The sequence below is a fragment of the Candidatus Erwinia haradaeae genome (assembly GCF_900698995.1).
GTDB lineage: Bacteria > Pseudomonadota > Gammaproteobacteria > Enterobacterales > Enterobacteriaceae > Erwinia_E > Erwinia_E haradaeae_C.
The window spans coordinates 494,966-516,455 of the sequence record NZ_LR217735.1 but is presented as its reverse complement, the minus strand read 5'-3'; the positions used below and the strand labels follow the sequence as shown (position 1 = coordinate 516,455).

Here is a 21,490-nt window from a genome sequence, read left to right as displayed (position 1 = left end):
CTAAGTGATATAGACTATTATTGATATATAGGTATATCTAACGTGGACAAAAATAGCTGAAATTGATAATATCATATCAAATATATTAAAAATATAAAACAATATAGATCTGATCTATACATGTATGATGCGATAAAAATATAACAAATCATTGTATAATAGAGTTAACCAGCTATTGTAATATATTCTATTAATTGAACCATCAGGTTTTTAGCAGCTAGCAATAAAGGGCTATAAAATTTTATTATTCTAGAGGTCAAGCTATTATAAAAAAGTCGTTATCTTTAATATCACAGATCTCAATTAATATTGGATTTAACAATGATACATGATCAAGTTATACCTTTGTGTTTTTCTGATTCTGCAGCAAATAAAGTGAAAGATCTGATTTTTCATAAAAATAATTCAAATTTAAAACTACGCGTGTATATTACTGGAGGTGGATGTAGTGGCTTTCAATATGGGTTTACTCTAGATCATAAAGTTCATGATGATGATATCACAGTGGAAAAATTTGGAGTAATGTTGATAGTTGACCCGATGAGCTTTCAATATCTAATTGGAGGTCTAGTAGATTATATAGAGAATATAGAAGGATCCCGTTTTATAGTAAGCAATCCAAACGCAAAAATCACTTGTAGTTGTGGCTCCTCTTTTAACATTTGAGGTCATAATTAAAAATCATATTATTATACCATATTATATGATCGTATAAAATTTTCTCCATCACTATCCAGCCTACTAACTAGATAGTGGTATCTTATAAGAAATATATAATGTCATAAATATTCCATTACGCTACGCCGAGTGCATGAGAACTATAAATCTTATAATATACTTCAAAATAAAAACTTTTAAAAATAAAGATCCTAAAACTATAGAATTATTTCTTTTTATTAAAAACTACTGCCATTTAAATAAACCAAGATTATTGATAATTTATTAGCATAATATAAAACATGATTTTATGATTCTATATAGTCGGTCTTAATTAAGGATAAAACTAAAAACAACTATTAGATTTTTACAATACATATAAAAATAACTATTAGAGTTTATAATACATAAAAAGGTCTGCATTTCCTTATATAATTATTTTTAATAATTCTAGCAAAACCATAATAATATACTGATAAAAGGAAAGTAAAATCTCTAATATTAATAAAACTATATTATATATAATCCTTAACGATTATTAAATAATACAAGTTAACCGAGAAAAATTAATAATTTTATAATGAAATTTAGATAAAATTAAATAAAAAAAAATATCTTCCTCAACTACATAATAAGAATTAATTTTATAAAATTTTCTTTTTTATCTTTCTGGTTTGGCTTTATATAATATTAAGCAGTACGATAAATATTAGCTATCATAATTAGATGCAATAAAAATAAAGTCTGCCATTTCTTTTATATTAAAGATTATTATACTATAATCATGATGAGAGCAAAAGTTCTGATGTCGCAATTACCAATTGATTTAAAAGGTAGCAGTTTTACATTGCCTGTGCTGCATTTGCATCACACCGACCCTTTTACTATACAAAAAGCACTCAAGGAGAAAGTTAGTCGCGCTCCTCATTTTTTAAACAATGCGGCAGTGATAGTAAATGTTTCAATTTTGACAAAAGAAGTAAATTGGCATCAAATACAACAAGCTATTTTATCAACTGGTCTTTTTATTGTTGGTATTAGCGGTTGCCAAGATGAACAGTTAAAAAATATTATAATACGCTCTGGTCTTCCTGTATTGAATTCTATTCAAGTACATACATCTGCTAAAGAGAACGTGACTCCTACTTGGTCATTTGCAAAAACCCGAATCATTTTATCTCCCGTGCGCTCTGGTCAACAAGTATATGCGGAAAATGCCGATTTAGTTGTCATTAATAGTGTTAGCGAGGGAGCGGAAGTACTTGCAGATGGCAATATTCATGTTTATGGGGTGATGCGCGGTCGTGCACTGGCTGGGGCAAGCGGAGATGACAGTTGTCAAATTTTTTGTACTAGTTTATTTGCAGAATTATTATCTATTTCTGGTCATTACTGGATAATGGAACAGATACCCAATGATTCTATTGGTTGCGCCTCACGCCTATATCTACAAGATGGCATTTTGACTATTCAAAAACTCAACTAAGCAATTCTTAGTTACCTTATCTTTTAAGATTGTAAGGAAAACTTATATATGTCACGTATAATTGTTGTTACGTCTGGCAAGGGCGGTGTAGGCAAAACCACATCCAGCGCTGCTATTGCAACCGGTTTAGCGAAGAAAGGTAAAAAAATTATAGTCATTGATTTTGATATTGGTTTGCGTAATCTTGATGTAATCATGGGATGCGAGCGACGTGTGGTATACGATTTCATAAACGTTATACACGGTGATATCTCTTTAAATCAAGCTTTAATTAAAGATAAAAACACTAAAAATCTTTTTATTTTACCTGCTTCACAAACCCGTGATAAAGATGTTCTAAGTCGTTCTGGTGTAGAAAAAGTTCTAGAGGATCTACACAATATGGCCTTTGACTTTATTATCTGTGACTCGCCAGCTGGCATTGAAACTGGTGCTCTAATGGCGCTATATTTTGCTGATGAAGCTATTATTACTACCAATCCAGAAGTATCTTCTGTGCGTGATTCTGATCGAATCCTCGGAATTCTCTCATCTAAGTCTAGGCGAGCAGAAAATAATATAGAACCAATTAAAGAACATCTACTGATAACGCGCTATAACCCAAGGCGAGTTAACTGTGGTGATATGCTCAGTATAGAAGATGTTCTAGATATCCTACGTATCCCTCTAACTGGAGTGATTCCTGAAGATAAATCAGTGTTACGCGCCTCTAATCAAGGTAAGTCAGTGATACTTGATCCTAAATCTAATGCAGGCCAAGCATATACTGACACTGTTGCTCGCTTACTTGGAGAGTCACGCCCATTTCGGTTTATTACAGAAGAAAAAAAAAGTTTTCTAAAGCGCTGGTTTGGAGGGTAAACCATGGCCTTTCTTAATTATTTTATATCCCGTAAAAAAAGTACCGCTAGTATAGCGAAACAGCGTTTGCAAATTATTGTAGCAGAGAGAAGAAAAGGAGAAAACGAGCCACATTACTTACCTCAATTAAAAAAAGATTTATTAAAAGTCATTGATAAATACTTTATAATTAATCCACATATGTTAAATGTAAAGTTAGATCAAAAATATGAAGATATCTCTATTTTGGAATTAAATATTACATTTCCAGAAACAGATATAAAAAAAAATCTTTAGTTACGATTTTTTATCTTTAGGCCTTTTATTGCAGTTCTGCTCGTCATCATATCTAGAAAAGAGTATATATATTTTATAATAGAAAACATTTTTATGATTTATCAAAAATCTACACTATGAAATTTTATAAAAAAGTAGACAAAATAAATTTTAGCAAGTATAATATTATTTTGTATATTTTGCACTCGTAGCTCAATTGGATAGAGCACTGCCCTCCGGAGGCAAAGGTTACAGGTTCAAATCCTGTCGGGCGCACCATCAAAAGTATTATTAAGTATTTAAGATAATTATTGTGTACTAGTAAGGTTAAAAATAATCCAGTTATCTGGTGGCTATAGCTCAGTTGGTAGAGCCCTGGATTGTGATTCCAGTTGTCATGGGTTCGAGTCCCATTAGCCACCCCAGACTTATATCTTATGCGAAGGTGGCGAAAATGGTAGACGCGCTAGCTTCAGGTGTTAGTGTCTGTAAAAGACGTGAGGGTTCAAATCCCTCTCTTCGCACCACCTTAACTAAATTATATTTTATCCTATGATAATGACTTATATTAGAATTAATATACGGTGAGTAGCGCAGCCTGGTAGCGCAACTGGTTTGGGACCAGTGGGTCGGAGGTTCAAATCCTCTCTCGCCGACCAATTAGTGAATCTATCACTTGACAATATCTATTTATGGATATGTTATATCTATAAAATAAAACATTTAGATGTTCTAAATAATAAAAATCACCTATAATATTTATAATATTAAATTAAATGTAATAATTTTAAAGAAATCTCACGAAGCAATGCCAAGTAACAAAAACCATCAGCTCTCATGTTACAATAAAATATCAAAATCTTCATGATATCTTCCCATTATACTCATAAACCGGAGCAAAGTTTTGCTATGAAAGTTGGCATAATTGGAGCCATGGAAGAAGAAGTAAATATACTTCGTCATCAGATAAAAAAAAGAAGCAAGATATATTTATCCGGCGCAGAAATTGATAGTGGTCTATTAAGTGGAGTAGAGGTTTTTCTTATAAAATCAGGTATCGGTAAAGTTTTAGCAGCATTAAGTGCTACATTATTAATTAACCTATATAAAATAAATATACTTATCAACATCGGTTCAGCAGGAGGACTTCATCCTAAATTTAAAATAGGAGATATTGTTATTTCCAGTGCAGTCCAGTATCATGATGTAGATGTCACAACTTATGGATTCCAATTAGGACAAGTGCCAAATTGTCCCTGTGTATTTCAAGCTGATCATAATTTAATCACTATAGCAAAATGTTGCATTCAAAAACTGAATATTTTTTCGATGCGAGGAATTATCGTTACTGGAGACACCTTTATTCAAGGAAACGAACCACTTCAGCGTATTCGATATTATTTTCCTGAAGCAATTGCAGTCGACATGGAATCTGCCGCTATTGGTCATGTATGCTATCAATGTAATGTTCCTTTTGTTATTATACGTTCTATTTCTGATTTTTCCAATAGAAGTTCACCTAGCAACTTTCATAGTTTTTTAAATATAGCCGCGCAAAAATCCTCATTGGTGGTTGAAAATATATTAACGTATTTTATATAATACAAATAGTAAATTTACTATTTGTATTATTTTTTACAATGAAAAAACAATTTTTATTATATAAAACTCCAGAAAAATTATGTTAAAATCATAATGAATATTACTCTATAATGAACTAATTAACTATATAATAAAAAATTATTAAAATTGATTAATATGAATTTTTATTTTTTTTATGCAATTTATCTTTTATTACATTTCTAAATCAAATATATAATCTACTTATTGATCTTATAGCCTGTCTAAATATATCATATTTACGTGTTGTTAAATGATCATTAATTCTAATATATATATTCACTAGTAGTTTTTATATGTGATATTTAAAAACAGGATATAATAATGTTTGATGTTGGAGTTAATTTAACAAGTCAGGAATTTATAAGAGATTATGATAAAGTAATACAGCGCGCGCGAGAAGCTGGGGTAATAGGGATGATCATTATTGGAACGACTATCTTAAATAGTCGCCAAGCGATTGTATTGGCCGAAAAAGATACGAAATATTTCTGGTCTACGATTGGCATTCATCCTCATTATGCCAGCCAATGGTCAAAAAAAATTTATTCTGAGATACGCAAATTAGCAGTTCATCCGCGTATTGTAGCTATAGGAGAATGCGGGCTAGATTTTTATCGTAATTTTTCTACAAAAAAAGAACAAATGTATGCCTTTCAGGCTCAAGTTGAACTGGCAACAGAGCTTGATATGCCAGTTTTCTTGCACTGCCGTGATGCTCATAAAGATTTTATGTCCATTCTTACACCTTGGATTCCTAATCTCAAAGCAGCTTTGGTGCATTGCTTTACAGGAACACAATCAGAATTAGAAATTTATTTAGAGTACGATATTTATATTGGCATTACAGGTTGGATATGCGATAAAAAAAGAGGAAAAGAATTATGTAAATTAATACCACTAATACCATCTAATCGTTTAGTGATAGAAACAGATTCACCCTGGTTAATACCAAAGGATATTTTCCCTTTGCCATCTTCTAGACGGAATGAGCCTAGCTTTTTACCTCATATTGTGCAAAAAATTGCCATGTTGCGTGGAGATAATATTTTAAATTTATCTAATACAACAACTTTCAATGCTCGTAAATTATTTAATCTTTCATCAAACATTAGAAATACCATAATTTAATTTTATTTTTTTAAAAACAACCAACAAATAACTTTGCTTCAACATTTTTATCAATTCTAATAATACACTTGTAATAATTACTCATAATTATACATTTTATTGACACAAGTATATGTAATATATCTCATATAATTTTCCTAAACTGTTATTTACTATCGTTCCGTGTAGGATCGATCTTGTATTAAACTGCACTTCCATCAAAAGTTACCTAAATATGATTTACTTGTAATCTTCATAGTATTTGAAAATAAATGCTTGCGATTATTCTACTATATAATAACTGTTACCAAACATTAACAGCCCATACCTTCTTAAACCTAAAATATTTCATGCTTATTTGTGCACAATGATCTATTTTAATTATGCACACAACAAATTATTTACTATTAGTATATAAAAAAACTATTTATCTTTTAGTCATACTCGTTATGTATTAAAAATACCAATTAAAGTCTATCATTAATCATGAAAATCATGATTTTATTATAGACATTAGTAATATATGTACAAAATTAATATCATAATTTTGGTGCGTCCGAGCAGACTCGAACCACTGACCCCCACCATGTCAAGGTGGTGCTCTAACCAACTGAGCTACGGACGCATTAGATCAAAAATACATACTTAAGAAATTTCAATAATAACATTATTCACATATTGTTTCTAAGCATTACATCTAATGTAATGCTACAATGTCCATCTAGCTATAAGTATTGTTATAAAAATGCCTGATTATTTTTAGATTATAAAATCCACAGAATAGATGTTGTACCTAAAGCACTGCTTTATGCTAAATTAAGATCTTGTGTTATATATATCATTAAATATGATTAAAACCACAACAGTACAGATAATTAAATTTATATTACATATAATTCATATTATGTAGAAATGACTAATAGTAATTATATTAATAAATGATACTACCTCAAGAAAGGTCCTATTCCTAATAAAATAATAAACAACTCAGATAAAACTACCTATCTAAATAAAATTATTAAATGGTAATCTAATTACCATATAATTTTAAAAAATACTTCATAAATATTTTTAATTATAATAAAACTTTATGATCAATTATCGATCGCTTATACCAATAACTAGTATAGAAAGATTTTAACAAAATCTTAATCACATAGAAACCTGGAGCTGAATAAAAAGAATATATCTATACAATCCATCTAACCTACAGTATATCCTGTATTAGCTTAGAGACCATAACTCATCTATAGCTAATGATATTGAAGCAATATAAATTATATTAACACGCAGTATATTACATGCTACTTACTAAGCCATATTTCAAACTGAAATTTTCAATATAATATATAGAGCATAGATCTTCATGGTTATTCTAGATCTTTTGATGCTCTAAAAATATTTTTATATAATTTTAATATTCTTTATTCTTGTATGCAATACTATAAAACTACAATTATTCTAATAATACTAAAAACTCTATTTTATTATATTAATATCTATTAATATAATAACTATATTCTATTTAATTATTATTAAATAAGAATGATTAACACTTTTTTAACGTGATGACATCTAGTAAATAAAGTATTGTACCATAATTTTAATTAATCAACTGAAAATACTATAGTAGTATAAATTACTATAGTAGTAAAATTTTTAAATAAATCATCACTTATGACAGGATAAAATTTACTTTTAATATAAGTGGAATTTTATCGTAAAAATTAATTTATGCTAGCTATAAATTTATTCAACAACCTAACTTAATACAATGTAATATTAAATATTACCTTTAGTTTTAAAGAAATTTCTTATCGCATTATAAGGAGATCTCTTATCACATGTCTGAAAAATTTTATGGCACATTTTTTAAAAATTTATCCATTGATTTGGTTACTGACAGTATTCTACTGTACATAAACAAAGAAGGAATTACACTTAATAAATCCTCTATTTTTGCTACCAATCATAATCGCACTGAATCACCTAAAAACATAGAAGCAGTTAGTTATAACAAAAGAAAGATTTTAAATTATACTCCTAGCAATATTATCGTTATTCACCTCATGAAAATGAGGTAATTGTTATTTTGTTATTACTAAAAATAATGTATTAATATTTTATTAAACAAGTATGCAGTAACAGTTTTTACGTCCTATCTAAACGTACTTGCCTGCGTTCTAGTAGGAGCGCTACAGATAGAGCATCGTACGATTCATATTTATACCTCAGGTGCTGGTAAACGTAGAGTTCTCTTGATTTAAGAGCGCGCATTATCCGCTATTGGTGCAGGACTGCCAGTTCCTAAGATAACTGATTTAATGGTAATTGATATTCGTCAATGGACTAATAAAGCTATAAGCATTTCATTAAATGGTATAGTATATTCTTCTGCTGTTCATATTGGTAGCGATTAATTTAAGTAAGCAATAATTACCATAATATTAGATTTTATTATGGTTCCTTAAATAACTAAACTACTGCAGAATATATTAAGCACTGCATTGATTCTTCTTGTCTGCGAGACAATACACCAGAAATTAAAGTACGCGGAAGAAATCTATCTAAGGTATTTGAGATAGTTTTACTTACACTCTAAAGAGATTTTGAGAATCCATACAAAATCCGTTAATTGGCATTGTTAGAATCGTCATGGTTACTTTAGAACAGTGCTCACCTAAACTAGTAGTGGACATTTTTGAACAAAGCATATCCCTCTAACTGGCAAGGCGTTCTATTTGTATAATTTTCATCACTTATGAATTAATAGAAAAAACTGGGATTCCAGTAGTGATTGTAAAAAATCTGCTAGCTTATGTAGTGCGTGGTACCTGAAAAATTACAGAAATTATTAATATCTATGTATAATAAAAACTTATTTAATGAATATCAACACGGCAATACCAATTCGTATCACTATGACTGATCATGGTTTTTTCACTAGACACTTCTTCATATTAGTAGTATTCAGAACTATATGTTACTAAATGAACAATCTAACAAATATTAACATTAAGTATTTCTCAATAAGTCAAGAATTACTAAAAATGTTATTCTATTTAGCTAGCTCTATAATACAAAAGAAATAAATACATTCTCCTGATTTAAATAAGACAAGGTATAATTATAATAACTAATTTTTAATAAAATGTTCTCCTAACTATTTTAATGTAGAAAAGTCATATCTAATTTATAAGATCTTATATCCTAATTATTATTAATATATACCAGCATATATCTTTTTTGAAGCACTCTAAAATATCGAATATGATTTTCATTAAGATATTCTGAATTTATAAAACCAATATTTAGTAAAAATCTGCCTCTAAACTTAGAGTTCTTATTTTCTATTATTATAGCAAAAATAATTATTTTATCCGATCATGACTTAAAATTTTTTAAAATTTTGCGTGTATATGCATACTGCAGTTAATATATTATATTTTTTATAAAATAACTTCAAAAAATTTAGATTAGATTTTCTCACTCTTAACATCTCACAAAAAATTATACTTAGAGAATTAAGCTATATAATATCAAATTATTTGATATAAAAAATATTTCTGAATACTTAATCAAATAAAGAAAATATATGCCTTAAACAACCATTGCAATCTCATCTGATCCAGAACGAAAATAAAATACTAATTAGTATGCTTGCAACTACTGTTGATTCTTGTAGTAATTACATAATAATTGACAAAATAATATATAGAGCAGGTATTAATCAATAAGCAAGGAAATATTTAGACAATTTTTAGATTGTTGGTAAATTAAAATGGTTGAGTTTTGTTGATCTGCGCAATCTATTTCACATAATACCTGTTAAAGTATTAAATAATGGATTTTGACCAATTTTTTCTGGAGATAGCTAAAAAAATCTTCAAATAAAACATTTTAAGATCATGTTGACATCCAATGTAGTGGCATATGAGCAACATTTTGCATAGTTGATCGTTTTTCTAAAAAGTATCCTATCGCCTTAGCATCTTGCGTTACAAAAGAAAAAACTATTCTTCTATAATTTTTTTACACACTCACTGATAAAGTTGAAATATTTACAGTATCATTTATTATTCTCTAAAAATCATAATAAAACATCTTACAATATATTCAATACGACTTATCATAATAAATCAAGATATTTAAGAGTCTTAGTATCTGCATAAAAAATAAAAAACCAGGCGATAGCATGCGTCATAATTTTAGATAAAAATATTTAAAATTTTAAATTTATAATAAAATATTACCAATATTTTAGTTGTAAAATAAGTCAAATAGAAGAAGTCTATCTTGTGATACCATTAAAGTCCTGACTATATAGTAATTTTTTTACCTTTTTTAGCGCCATATGATTGTAAATTGGTCCTTGGCATAAGCACTTATTGTTATTGTAACCATCATAATTATTATTGATGATGATTAACTGGATTATATTACGTCCATGCCGAGTTCATGTTAGAATAGAACTTACGGTAAGTTTGATAATTAAGATTCTTTAAAAATCCAATCTCAGAGTGCATTCTTTAGATTAAAGCATAATAACTTACACAATCGCTTAAAACTTTTATCAATTTAAAAAATAAAACTATATCCAAAATCCATATTAATGATAAAGATTAGCTGGATTTTGGATATAAAAATTTTGCAATATAATTTTTAAAATTCGTCTAGCATTTTTCAGAGCATATTTGAAGTGACCTCGTCAATGGCATAGTCTGACCATGATTTTACTTTTTTTATGCAAAATCTGTTATTAGTTGCCTGTTCTTTAAATAAAAAGATATTTTTTATTAGTTTTAGCCACTTTAATCTTATTAAATTTATTTTATAATTATAGTTTTGTATAATTATAATTATAGTTTTCAACTAACATTAATATTTTTCAGACTAAATAAAAAGGCATTTCTTAAAAAACTACAATTACATTAAGAAATATAAATAAATATTTATAATATTATATTTAATTATATTAACAAATAATAGAATGATAATATATCATATGATTATGCAAAATAATGAAAATATATAATTCAAATTTTTTCATGCTTTATTATATACTGATATATAAATATATATAGATAGGCGTTTATTTTTAATTTTTTTATAAAAATTATTCCAAAATCAGAATAATCAACAGAGACCTCATGTAGATACGTCAACATCAGTTGATTTGTTTAACACTATATATTTTTAAAAGAGCTTATAATGGCTAAAATACTGTAAATAATAATAATTAAATTATTTTTATTTTCCATATATTAACCATATATGTTGTTATTATAGTATATTACAATTAAAAGGTATACGTAGTGTACTACGTACAAAAGCACTCTTTAAGTAAAATGATTTATTTGATAATCAAAAAATTAACAAAAATAAAATTTGCAATACTATAAAGAAGCAAAAATAATCCTTGAAGTAGACAAATGGACAAAGAATCTATATCCTTAATATAAAAATATGGTATGAAATATAAAAAAATTTTATTAGTGACTCATTCACTTTTATATAAACTAAATTTTTTAATATATAACGCATAAGATAGTTATCAGAGCTATAAACGCTTTTTTAAAAAAAAAGCTAAACAGAATTCAATATCAAGCTTCCCATAAAATATCTATATGATTCTGCTAAAATTAAATAATAATATTTATATCTAACTTATTCTATTCAAGCGAGCGGATAATATTATGTGGCTTGTAATCACTTTTAATGTGCGCTAAAAAATCATTAATGTAATTATCCATATACAGAACAGACTCATAACCCATAATCATCCCATATTGTTCAAATTTTGTTAACGCTATATACATAGTATTCAGAATACTCACTAATAAGGAGTTTTTATCTATAGATATTCCCGTTTCTTGTAAATCTATCCAGCTGTCTGCAATTAAAATACTATTTGCTAGTTTTTTCATTGATAGATTAATACCCGCACCTATTACTACATCTAACACATTTTCATTTTTAGTTTTAATTTCTACTAAAATCCCAGCTAATTTACGATCATACAGATAAATATCATTAGGCCATTTTACCTGAATATCTAACACACCTTTTTGCCGAAGAATCTTTGCGATAACAATGCTAATCAATCGACTTAAACCTATTGCTGGGGCTATTGAACTCTGATCTAAACGCCAGTACATTGAAAAATATAAATTAGATCCAAAAGGTGAAAACCATTGAGCTCCGTGTTTTCCTCGACCATTCTTTTGGTATTCAGCCGCACAAGTATCACCTGATTTTAAATCAGATACAGTATCTAATAGATATTGATTAGTTGAGTTAACAACCGGTATAACTGATAAACAACCACCTAGTAACTCTTTATTAATTTTTTGTTCATTTAAAAGTTGCATTGAACATGCCAATCTATAATATTCATTATCTAATATACAAATATGAATATTCCACTCTCGTAACATTGCTATAAGGTATGGAACCTCCGAGCAGCTTATACCCACATAATAGGCAAGCTGGATTTTTGAATACACTTTACCATCTGATAAAATTTTAATTAACTTGATTGGTAAAGTGCCATCTTTCATGTAATTACCTCTACAGAATCTATTTTTCCTTGAGCGGAGATAAAACAAACCTCTGGCTCTAACCAAATATTAAACTTTTCCCCTACACGTCGACGAATAATACGAGCTAAGTTCACAATATCTTGACTACTGGCGGTTCCAGTGTTAATAAGAATCAGCGCTTGCTGATCATGAACAGCTGCACCACCAATGCGATACCCTTTGAGTTCACATTGATCGATTAATCCAGCAGCTGATAGAACTACATCACCATTATGTCTTAAGCGGTATGGTATTTTTGGATATAGTGTTAATAAATCGCAAGCAGTCGGAGATGTTACTAGAGGATTTTTAAAAAAACTACCAGCATTACCCACATATTTTGGATTAGGTATCTTACTGCGGCGTATTTTACAAACAGTATGAAAAATCTGCATCGGTGTGACTGTTTTTGGATTAAGCATTTTTAATGCACCATGGCTTAATACAGGCTGCCACTGTTTTATTAACCTAAAACCCACAGCAGTAATAGCATAGCGATTTTTATAGCGATGCTTAAAAACACTGTCACGATATCCAAAACAGCACTCAGTAGCCTTCAGTCGTTGATGTGATCCATCATTTAAAAAGATAATATCTACATATTCACAAACTTGTTTTAATTCAACACCATAAGCGCCAATATTTTGAATTGGCGCCGAACCCACACAACCTGGAATCAGTGCTAAATTTTCTAACCCAGCTAAACCTTTATATAACGTTGTTTTAACTAGTTGGTGCCAGTTTTCTCCGGCCCCCACATGTAGTAACCATGTGTTAGTTGTTTCTGTAAAACTGATACCTTTTATACGGTTAATGAAAACTTTTCCTTGAAAATCCTGTAAAAAAAGTACATTACTCCCTTCACCTAAAAGCAATATAGGCTCATTTGGTCTGACGCTATTTTCCATACTATTACACAAAAAAGAACTTACGTTATGCACAATAGTTACGTTATTAGCATAAACATCAATACCGAATGTATTCCAAGGTTTTAGTGAAGCTTTTTGAAAAAACATGCCAAACCTTTCTATAATTAAGCTAATAGAAAAATGCACTTTTTTAAAAAAGTGATAATGCTATTTTCTCTAAAATAATTAACTTATAATAATATATTAGTAATATTACTATATGAAAATTATACTATATATAATATTACTAATAATATAAAGATTAATTAATTAAGAGTTTTATTGTGCATCACAGTACTTATATTACAGATATGCTACATGTTATATACATACAAACAAAAATAAATATATAAAATTTCCAAATATTTTGTAAAAATAAAAATATTATTACTGCGTAATACGTCAATTGTCATTGATCATCTTAAGAAAAGTTTATGATATTTAAGGAAGATCCTAACTATCATTTTGCTATCCTGCAATTATTAGAACCAGAATATTAGCAAAAAATAATTATTTTATACTAGAAGTAAATACACGTATGTTTTTAAAAATATTTATGCTTATATTGGATTATTTTACAAAAACAGACAATAGTATTTAAGAGTCTAATTAAGCCAATTAAACAATCTATTTTAAGATAACATAAATATTATTTAGTAATTAATATTTTAAATAAAATAGATCTTTTTTTTTGATTAAAAGAATTTATCTATTGTATGTACAATACTAAAAATATTCGTGGATAAAGTGAAATTTTATAGATAAAAATATATCCTAAATTCATGTATGTAACAATAATTTACTGATACTATTGATGGTAGATTGCAATATCATTAAATCTATTATATTCTTAATATTTTACATGTTTCTTTTTATGTTTTTTTTAGTTATTCTAGTTGTTAACTTTCTGTAATCTATGCAGTATACACAATCAATTTCAGTGCTAAATAATATTCAATGTAATTTGGGGTAAGAATGTGTTCTCGTAAAGAAATGGCCAATGCTATTCGTATATTAAGTATAGATGCAATACAAAAAGCTCAATCTGGCCATCCAGGCGCACCGATGGGCATGGCTGACATTGCAGAAGTTTTATGGCGTGATTTTTTAAATCATAACCCCAGTAACCCATCCTGGGTTGATCGTGATCGATTTGTTCTCTCTAACGGGCACGCTTCTATGTTACTTTATAGTCTATTGCATCTTACTGGTTATAACTTACCAATGAGCGAGATAGCTAATTTTCGTCAAGTACATTCAAAAACTCCTGGTCATCCTGAATATGGATGTACCATAGGCGTGGAGACTACCACTGGCCCTCTTGGTCAAGGGATAGCTAATGCTATAGGTATGGCAATTGCAGAGCATACACTAAGAGCTCAATTTAATCGTCCTGATCATAACATAGTAGACCATTATACTTATGTCTTTGTGGGTGATGGTTGTATGATGGAAGGCATTTCTCATGAATCTTGTTCATTAGCAGGTACTTTAAAATTAGGAAAATTAATAGTTATTTATGACCAAAATAATATTTCCATTGATGGGAAGATCACAGGCTGGTTTACTGATGATACAGCGCAACGCTTTAAATCTTATGGTTGGCATGTACTACCTAATATAGATGGTCACGACCCCAAGATAATTCATCAGGCAATTAAAGAAGCTCGAGAAGTTAAGGATCAACCGTCTCTTTTAATGTGCAAAACTATTATCGGGTTTGGCTCTCCAAATAAAAGTAACACACACCATGTTCATGGATCGCCAATCGGAGAGGAAGAAATCGAACTAACTCGTAGACAATTAAATTGGAAATATAAACCATTTAAAATACCACAATATATGTATGAATCCTGGGATGCAAAAGAGTCTGGTCAAAAAAAAGAAGATGCATGGAATAAAAAATTTTTAGCTTATTCAGATGATTTTCCTGAATTAGCAAAAGAATTTAAAAGACGAGTAAATAAGAAGTTACCAGTAAATTGGAATTGTAAATCACAAGAATTTATTAAGAACTTACAAAATAACCCAAGTAATATTTCTGGTCGTGCAGCTTCTCAAAAAACTATTGAAGCTTTTGGGCCATTATTACCAGAATATCTCGGCGGTTCTGCTGATCTTACACCTAGTAACCTCACAATGTGGTCTGGATCAAAATCTATTAATAAACATCTGACAGGTAATTACATTCATTTTGGAGTGCGTGAATTTGGCATGACTGCTATTGCTAATGGAATTTCTTTACATGGTGGATTTTTACCATATACCGCTACATTTCTTATGTTTGTTGAATACGCTCGCAACGCCGTACGTATGGCGGCATTAATGAAAATCCAACATATTATGATTTACACCCATGATTCAATTGGAGTAGGTGAAGATGGTCCAACGCACCAACCTATTGAGCAATTAGCAAGCTTACGTTTAACGCCAAATCTGAGCACCTGGCGACCTTGTGATCAAGTAGAATGTGCAATTGCATGGAAATATGCAGTAGAACGTAGTAACGGACCGACAGCGTTAATTTTATCACGTCAAAATCTACCACAGCAAACACGAACAACTGTACAGTTATCTAATGTTTTTCGCGGTGGTTATATACTAAAAGATTGTATTGGTTCTCCACAAATAATTTTTATAGCTACTGGATCTGAAGTAGAGTTAGCGGTAATGGCCTATAGACAGTTAACAGAAGAAGGATATAAAGTACGTGTCGTATCTATGCCATCTACCGACATCTTTGATATACAAGAATCTAATTATCGCGAACTGGTATTACCAAAACATATCACGGCACGTATAGCAATTGAAGCAGGTATTGAAGGTTTTTGGTCAAAATATACTGGACTTGATGGTGTCATTATTGCTATGACTACATTTGGTATATCAGGACCAGCTGTAAAATTATTTTCATTATTTGGTTTTAATATTCAAAATATACTCGCAAAAACCAAAAAGTTATTGTCATTATCTTAATAATAAGATAAATCAGAATAGCCTTAATCTAAATGAATCTGTAATTATAAATAATCTTAATTTTCTCTCTATTTTATTTTTAATCATGCATAGTACAATTAAAATTGTAGAAATATTAAGACTGGAATGCTAAAATAAACTATTCTATAAAGATTTATAACTCACTCCTAATGAAGTGACACATTCCATCGATCTTACTTAATATGATCTTAGCCCAGAGTACAAATTTAATAAATACTAATAGTATGTTTATGTATTATTTTTAAAATGAAACTATTACTGTTATAATCACAACATACATAATAAATGTTTCCATATATTACATCTGATCCATAATGAAAATAAAACCAAAAGTATGAATAATATTCTGAGTTTTTTAAGATACAATATACTCTTACTGATTTTAATATGCTTTAAATCTTCTCTAATAAAAGCACACATACTTAAAAGAGATCTATATCCTTGTAGATTTATTAGAAATTTTTAATTTCTACATCGATATATATATCGATACATATCAATAGTTTAATTCTACCAAAAACAGGAAAAATCAAATGCCCCTCTTAAAAATAATCAATATTATTGATTATTTTTTACGAATATTTGTTTTTTGTAAACTATAGTAATACATTAAAAAAACCTAATCTATCTCTTGATTTGATCTATTTATTAAATGCACTATAAATAAATTATCATAATCAATGATTTTTAAAATAAAAATTAGTAGTTATCTTCATCGTATATTAGATAAATTATGTTATATATTAATATTTTATCATGTCATATTTAAGACTTAAATTGTATTAATGTAATATTTTATCAACTTAAATCATAAAAATAGCATCAATACTATTGATAAGAAATTATTTTAAAAATTTATAACATTTACTCATAAATAGCATAGTCAGATGACCCATTGCTAATCGGAGTATAGGTTCATGTAAAAAATGGTAAAAATAAAAAAAATCAGTATTATTTTGAAAAAACGATTAAGTCTCTTTATATCTAATTTTTTATTACTGCATCACACAATAATTAACCATATTTCTTATATATAATGTTGCATAATAGCTCTAGTGGTTTTTTAACCAAATATAGTTATTTATAATCATGTAATTAACATTATACAGAGGTTTTTATGTCCATAATTACCATGAATGAACTAAATCTGATGGGTAAACGCGTTTTAATACGTGCTGATTTAAACGTACCAATTCAGTCAGGCATTGTGACATCTGCTGCGCGTATTCGCGCAGTACTACCAACGATTCAGCTAGCATTAAAACAAGGCGCTAACGTTATAATTGCCTCTCATCTTGGTCGTCCTGCTGAAGGAAAATATGATAAGAATTTCTCTTTGCTACCAGTAGTAAACTACCTGAAGTCAGAATTCGGAAAAAATCAGGTTACCCTTAATACAGATTATTTGAATGGTATCCATTCAAAAAAAGGAACTATTATTGTCCTAGAAAATGTTCGATTTAACAAAGGAGAAAAAAACAACGATCCACACCTTTCACGTAAATATGCTGCACTATGCGATATATTTGTGATGGATGCTTTTGGTACAGCGCATCGAGAAGAAGCATCCACATGCGGGGTTAGTCAGTTTGCATTAACGTCTTGCGCAGGGCCGCTATTATTAGAAGAACTAAAATCTTTAGAAAAAGTTCTTACAAAGCCTGCACGTCCAATGGTAGCTGTAATTGGTGGATCTAAAATATCTACTAAGTTTGATATATTACGCGTATTAGCTAAAATTTCAGATACTATCATTGTTGGCGGAGGTATCGCTAATACGTTTATTGCTATAGATAATCAGGTAGGAAAATCACTCTATGAACCAGACTATCTACCTATGGCTAAAACACTACGTGATAATTTTTCTATATCAATACCTATAGACGTTCGCGTAAAAACAGGGTCCTCTAAAGATTCTATATCTGTCGTAAAAAAAATCTCTGAAGTGAAACAAAACGAAGAAATTTTAGATTGTGGGGATAAAACTGAACTTTTAATAGTTAAATTATTAAAAAGTGCAAAAACTATTCTATGGAATGGTCCTATTGGTTTATTTGAATACCCTGATTTTCGCCACGGAACGGAAATAATTGCGCATACTATTGCAAATAGTAATGCTTTTTCTATTGCAGGCGGGGGTGACACATTAGCAGCAATCGATTTATTTAAAATTCAAGATAAAATTTCATACATATCAACTGGTGGTGGTGCATTTTTACAAGTTGTGGCCGGTAAAACACTCCCCGCAGTTTCTATTTTAAAAAAACGCGCAAATAATCTCTCTCATGGATAATACATATACTTAAAAAATTTATTGTAATCTTCCTTATGGTAAAAATATATTATTAATGCTTAAAAAAAGACATGCACTAGGAGAAATCAATATGTATAAAATTTTGGATTTTGTAAAACCAGGTGTTCTCAATGGTCATGACGTACAAACAGTGTTTCAAATAGCAAAAAAAAATAACTTTGCATTACCTGCTGTTAACTGTATAGATACATGCTCCATTAATGCAGTTTTAGAAACAGCTGCTAAAGTAAAAGCTCCCGTAATCATTCAGTTTTCTTATAATGGCGCAAAATTTATCTCAGGAAAAGGACTTTTATCAAAAAACTCGCACAGTTCAGCTATTTTAGGTGCTATTGCAGGTGCAAATCATGTACATTTAGTAGCTCAACACTACGGTATACCAGTTATTTTGCATACTGACCACTGTGCTAAAAAATTATTACCATGGGTAGATGGACTCTTAGAAGCGGGTGAGAGTCATTTTAATCGCACTGGAAAACCCTTATTTTCTTCTCATATGATTGATTTGTCTGAAGAAACTTTAGAAAAAAATATTAATATTTCTAGTAAATACCTAGAACGTATGTCAAAAATCTCTATGACCTTAGAAATTGAACTAGGATGTACTGGCGGTGAAGAAGATGGGGTTGATCATACTTATACAGATAACTCTACACTATACACTCACCCAGAAGATGTTGAGTATGCCTATAATGCGCTCAGAAAAATTAGCACAAATTTTACTATAGCAGCTTCATTTGGTAACACCCATGGTGTTTATAAACCTGGTCATGTAACATTAAAACCAATGATTCTTCGCGATTCCCAAGAATTTATTCAAAAAAAATACAATTTACAGCATAATCCACTAAATTTTGTATTTCATGGTGGCTCTGGGTCGTCTACTGTTGATATTCAAGAATCTATCCGATTTGGGGTAGTAAAAATAAATATCGACACGGATACGCAATGGGCGTCTTGGCAAGGCGTTCTTCAGTATTATACTGATCATAAAGACTACTTAAATAAACAACTTGGCAACCCTGAAGGAAATGATCATCCGAATAAAAAATTTTACGATCCACGAAAGTGGTTGCGCGCTTCACAAGCTTCTATAATTAGCAGACTAGAGCAAACATTTAAAGATGTAAATTCTATTAACGTACTATAAATTAATTATTAATCAAAAAATGCGTATATATTTTTATATTATGAAACATAGCGCTTCATTGAAAATATTTCACAAAATGAACGCATATAAATATATACGTATAAAAAATTAACTGTATCTAAAGTATCTAATGACTTTATGTTCACAAAAATCTCTTAATATAATTTAACACTTGTAACGCAATAAACCTATGTTTAGGATAAGCAATTGTTATAATTTTTTATAAAAGTTTTTTAAACGCCCATTATTGATGTTATATTATTATAAATAACATATTATATATCGATTACACTACATCTATAAAACTACATACATATATTAAATATAAGTTCAGCGCGTAACACATCCCATTAAAAGAACACGCATAGATAAAAACAATGCCACTTACATAAAACATTAGATTTTATCTATATTCTTAATATGTCAAATACAGAATCATTTTAAACTTATATTCTATAATTTTGATAAAACTATCAATATATCCAATAAACATATTTACGTAATATCAATGTTTATCTTTAAAAGCGTGGTACATAAAATCTATTAATGTAATATATGTTGCGACAAAATGATAATAAAAATAATAAAAATTTTTATCCTTAAATCTCAAATAATAATTAAAAATCATCATATCTGATAGGAGTAATTATAAACCTAACGAGTAGCTTAAAAAGCCATAGTATAACTATTATATAGCATTGAATACTATCAATTTACGCTTCTATTAAATTGCGATCAATCTAGATTAATCATTAAAAAATGCAGTTTAACATAGTTAAACTATTATAAACATAATCGCGCTGAATATATATACTTAGAATATCTTAAAACCTATCTATAAAATAGTATTTAAATATTTGGTATTAAGTTTATTATGTATGTATGATTCATTATTAAACTCAAATTAAGCGCAATGTCGATTGCAAACATAATCTAGAAAAAATGCTGAAAACTTTATCTAGGCTTCATCTATACTTTTTAATTTACAAATAACTTTTATGATATCTTGTATTATACGAATAGTGATATGCTGATATAATTCTACAATTACCTAGAGCAATATTAACATTAACAATATTATATAAATTTATTGTATATATTAATAAAAAGATATAAATATAAGCTAGATTTCCATTAATCATATTTTAAAATGTAAATTTACAAGCAAAAACTCAATCATATAATCTATACTTTAAAATAAATTACTGGATATTCAAAATATATTTTTATCCTAATATATATTACAATCTTTTATGCATCATAAAATTATTTTTAATCTTATAGATCATGTTTTTAGATAAAAACAGACTTATTATACAAAAGCGTAACCGATTCCATTACATACAAAAGAGTATCTACTTTCCTTTTCTCAGAAATTCTTAATGATTTAGACGGTAAACTTGCTAGAACTGTACCTTTTAAAATTTCTTGTTACATGCCAATAGAACCTGCTATACAAAACTCTATTATAACATGATAAAATTCTACCTGATCCATACTTAAAATGCGCAAAATATATTTAGAGTATAATCATTACTATAAAGCTAACAC

The 21,490-nt window shown here is 28.8% G+C and carries 13 protein-coding genes and 5 tRNA genes; 15 read left to right on the top strand and 3 right to left on the bottom strand.

From position 1 onward, the window contains the following. Positions 1 to 321 precede the first annotated feature (321 nt). The 10 genes from erpA (at position 322) to ERCISPPA3004_RS01590 (ending at position 6,010) form a co-directional block, all read left to right on the top strand. Complete coding sequence (gene erpA, locus ERCISPPA3004_RS01635) at positions 322 to 666, top strand: iron-sulfur cluster insertion protein ErpA (protein ID WP_157990386.1); 345 nt, start codon at positions 322 to 324, stop codon at positions 664 to 666. A 796-nt stretch (positions 667 to 1,462) separates the two neighbouring features. Continuing rightward, the gene (gene minC, locus ERCISPPA3004_RS01630; RefSeq protein WP_157990385.1) at positions 1,463 to 2,143 is read left to right on the top strand and encodes a septum site-determining protein MinC; all 681 of its coding nucleotides are present in this window, start codon (positions 1,463 to 1,465) and stop codon (positions 2,141 to 2,143) included. Positions 2,144 to 2,191: 48 nt separating this feature from the next. Further along, positions 2,192 to 3,004 (top strand): septum site-determining protein MinD, encoded by an 813-nt coding sequence (gene minD, locus ERCISPPA3004_RS01625; protein ID WP_157990384.1) that lies wholly within the window; start codon positions 2,192 to 2,194, stop codon positions 3,002 to 3,004. A gap of 3 nt (positions 3,005 to 3,007) precedes the next feature. Continuing rightward, on the top strand, positions 3,008 to 3,280 hold the full coding sequence (gene minE, locus ERCISPPA3004_RS01620) for a cell division topological specificity factor MinE (RefSeq protein WP_157990383.1): 273 nt from the start codon (positions 3,008 to 3,010) through the stop codon (positions 3,278 to 3,280). A gap of 181 nt (positions 3,281 to 3,461) precedes the next feature. Further along, a tRNA-Arg gene (locus tag ERCISPPA3004_RS01615) sits at positions 3,462 to 3,538 on the top strand. 70 nt (positions 3,539 to 3,608) lie between these two features. Next, positions 3,609 to 3,684, top strand: a tRNA-His gene (locus ERCISPPA3004_RS01610). 14 nt (positions 3,685 to 3,698) lie between these two features. Further along, positions 3,699 to 3,786 (top strand) — tRNA-Leu (locus ERCISPPA3004_RS01605). 55 nt (positions 3,787 to 3,841) lie between these two features. Then, positions 3,842 to 3,918 (top strand) — tRNA-Pro (locus tag ERCISPPA3004_RS01600). A gap of 250 nt (positions 3,919 to 4,168) precedes the next feature. Then, entirely contained in the window at positions 4,169 to 4,861 is a 693-nt protein-coding gene (mtnN, locus tag ERCISPPA3004_RS01595; protein ID WP_157990382.1) for a 5'-methylthioadenosine/S-adenosylhomocysteine nucleosidase, read from the top strand. Between the two features lie 342 nt (positions 4,862 to 5,203). Beyond that, positions 5,204 to 6,010: a TatD family hydrolase gene (locus ERCISPPA3004_RS01590; RefSeq protein ID WP_157990381.1), complete on the top strand. Its 807-nt coding sequence runs from the start codon at positions 5,204 to 5,206 to the stop codon at positions 6,008 to 6,010. Positions 6,011 to 6,537: 527 nt separating this feature from the next. On the opposite strand, the gene ERCISPPA3004_RS01585 is transcribed toward ERCISPPA3004_RS01590, so the two are convergent. Continuing rightward, a tRNA-Val gene (locus tag ERCISPPA3004_RS01585) sits at positions 6,538 to 6,614 on the bottom strand. 1,219 nt (positions 6,615 to 7,833) lie between these two features. On the opposite strand from ERCISPPA3004_RS01585, the gene ERCISPPA3004_RS01580 reads away from it, so the two are divergent. Next, the gene (locus ERCISPPA3004_RS01580; RefSeq protein ID WP_157990380.1) at positions 7,834 to 8,073 is read left to right on the top strand and encodes a rod shape-determining protein; all 240 of its coding nucleotides are present in this window, start codon (positions 7,834 to 7,836) and stop codon (positions 8,071 to 8,073) included. A gap of 201 nt (positions 8,074 to 8,274) precedes the next feature. Continuing rightward, the gene (locus ERCISPPA3004_RS01575; protein WP_157990679.1) at positions 8,275 to 8,409 is read left to right on the top strand and encodes a rod shape-determining protein; all 135 of its coding nucleotides are present in this window, start codon (positions 8,275 to 8,277) and stop codon (positions 8,407 to 8,409) included. 3,252 nt (positions 8,410 to 11,661) lie between these two features. Here the strand turns inward: ERCISPPA3004_RS01575 and ERCISPPA3004_RS01570 are convergent. Next, positions 11,662 to 12,549: a biotin--[acetyl-CoA-carboxylase] ligase gene (locus ERCISPPA3004_RS01570; RefSeq protein ID WP_157990379.1), complete on the bottom strand. Its 888-nt coding sequence runs from the start codon at positions 12,547 to 12,549 to the stop codon at positions 11,662 to 11,664. Then, the gene (gene murB / locus ERCISPPA3004_RS01565) at positions 12,546 to 13,586 is read right to left on the bottom strand and encodes a UDP-N-acetylmuramate dehydrogenase (protein ID WP_157990378.1); all 1,041 of its coding nucleotides are present in this window, start codon (positions 13,584 to 13,586) and stop codon (positions 12,546 to 12,548) included. The genes ERCISPPA3004_RS01570 and murB overlap by 4 nt, the downstream gene beginning before the upstream one ends. Positions 13,587 to 14,453: 867 nt before the next feature. Here murB and tkt point away from each other — a divergent pair. From tkt to fbaA, 3 genes are all read left to right on the top strand, one after another. Further along, positions 14,454 to 16,454 (top strand): transketolase, encoded by a 2,001-nt coding sequence (tkt, locus tag ERCISPPA3004_RS01560; protein ID WP_157990377.1) that lies wholly within the window; start codon positions 14,454 to 14,456, stop codon positions 16,452 to 16,454. 1,138 nt (positions 16,455 to 17,592) lie between these two features. After that, a complete protein-coding gene (locus tag ERCISPPA3004_RS01555; protein ID WP_157990376.1) occupies positions 17,593 to 18,768 on the top strand; it encodes a phosphoglycerate kinase in 1,176 nt (391 codons plus the stop codon). A 91-nt stretch (positions 18,769 to 18,859) separates the two neighbouring features. Further along, positions 18,860 to 19,939 carry a class II fructose-bisphosphate aldolase gene (fbaA, locus tag ERCISPPA3004_RS01550; RefSeq protein WP_157990375.1) on the top strand — a complete coding sequence of 360 codons (1,080 nt, stop codon included), beginning with the start codon at positions 18,860 to 18,862 and terminating at the stop codon, positions 19,937 to 19,939. Positions 19,940 to 21,490: the final 1,551 nt, after the last annotated feature.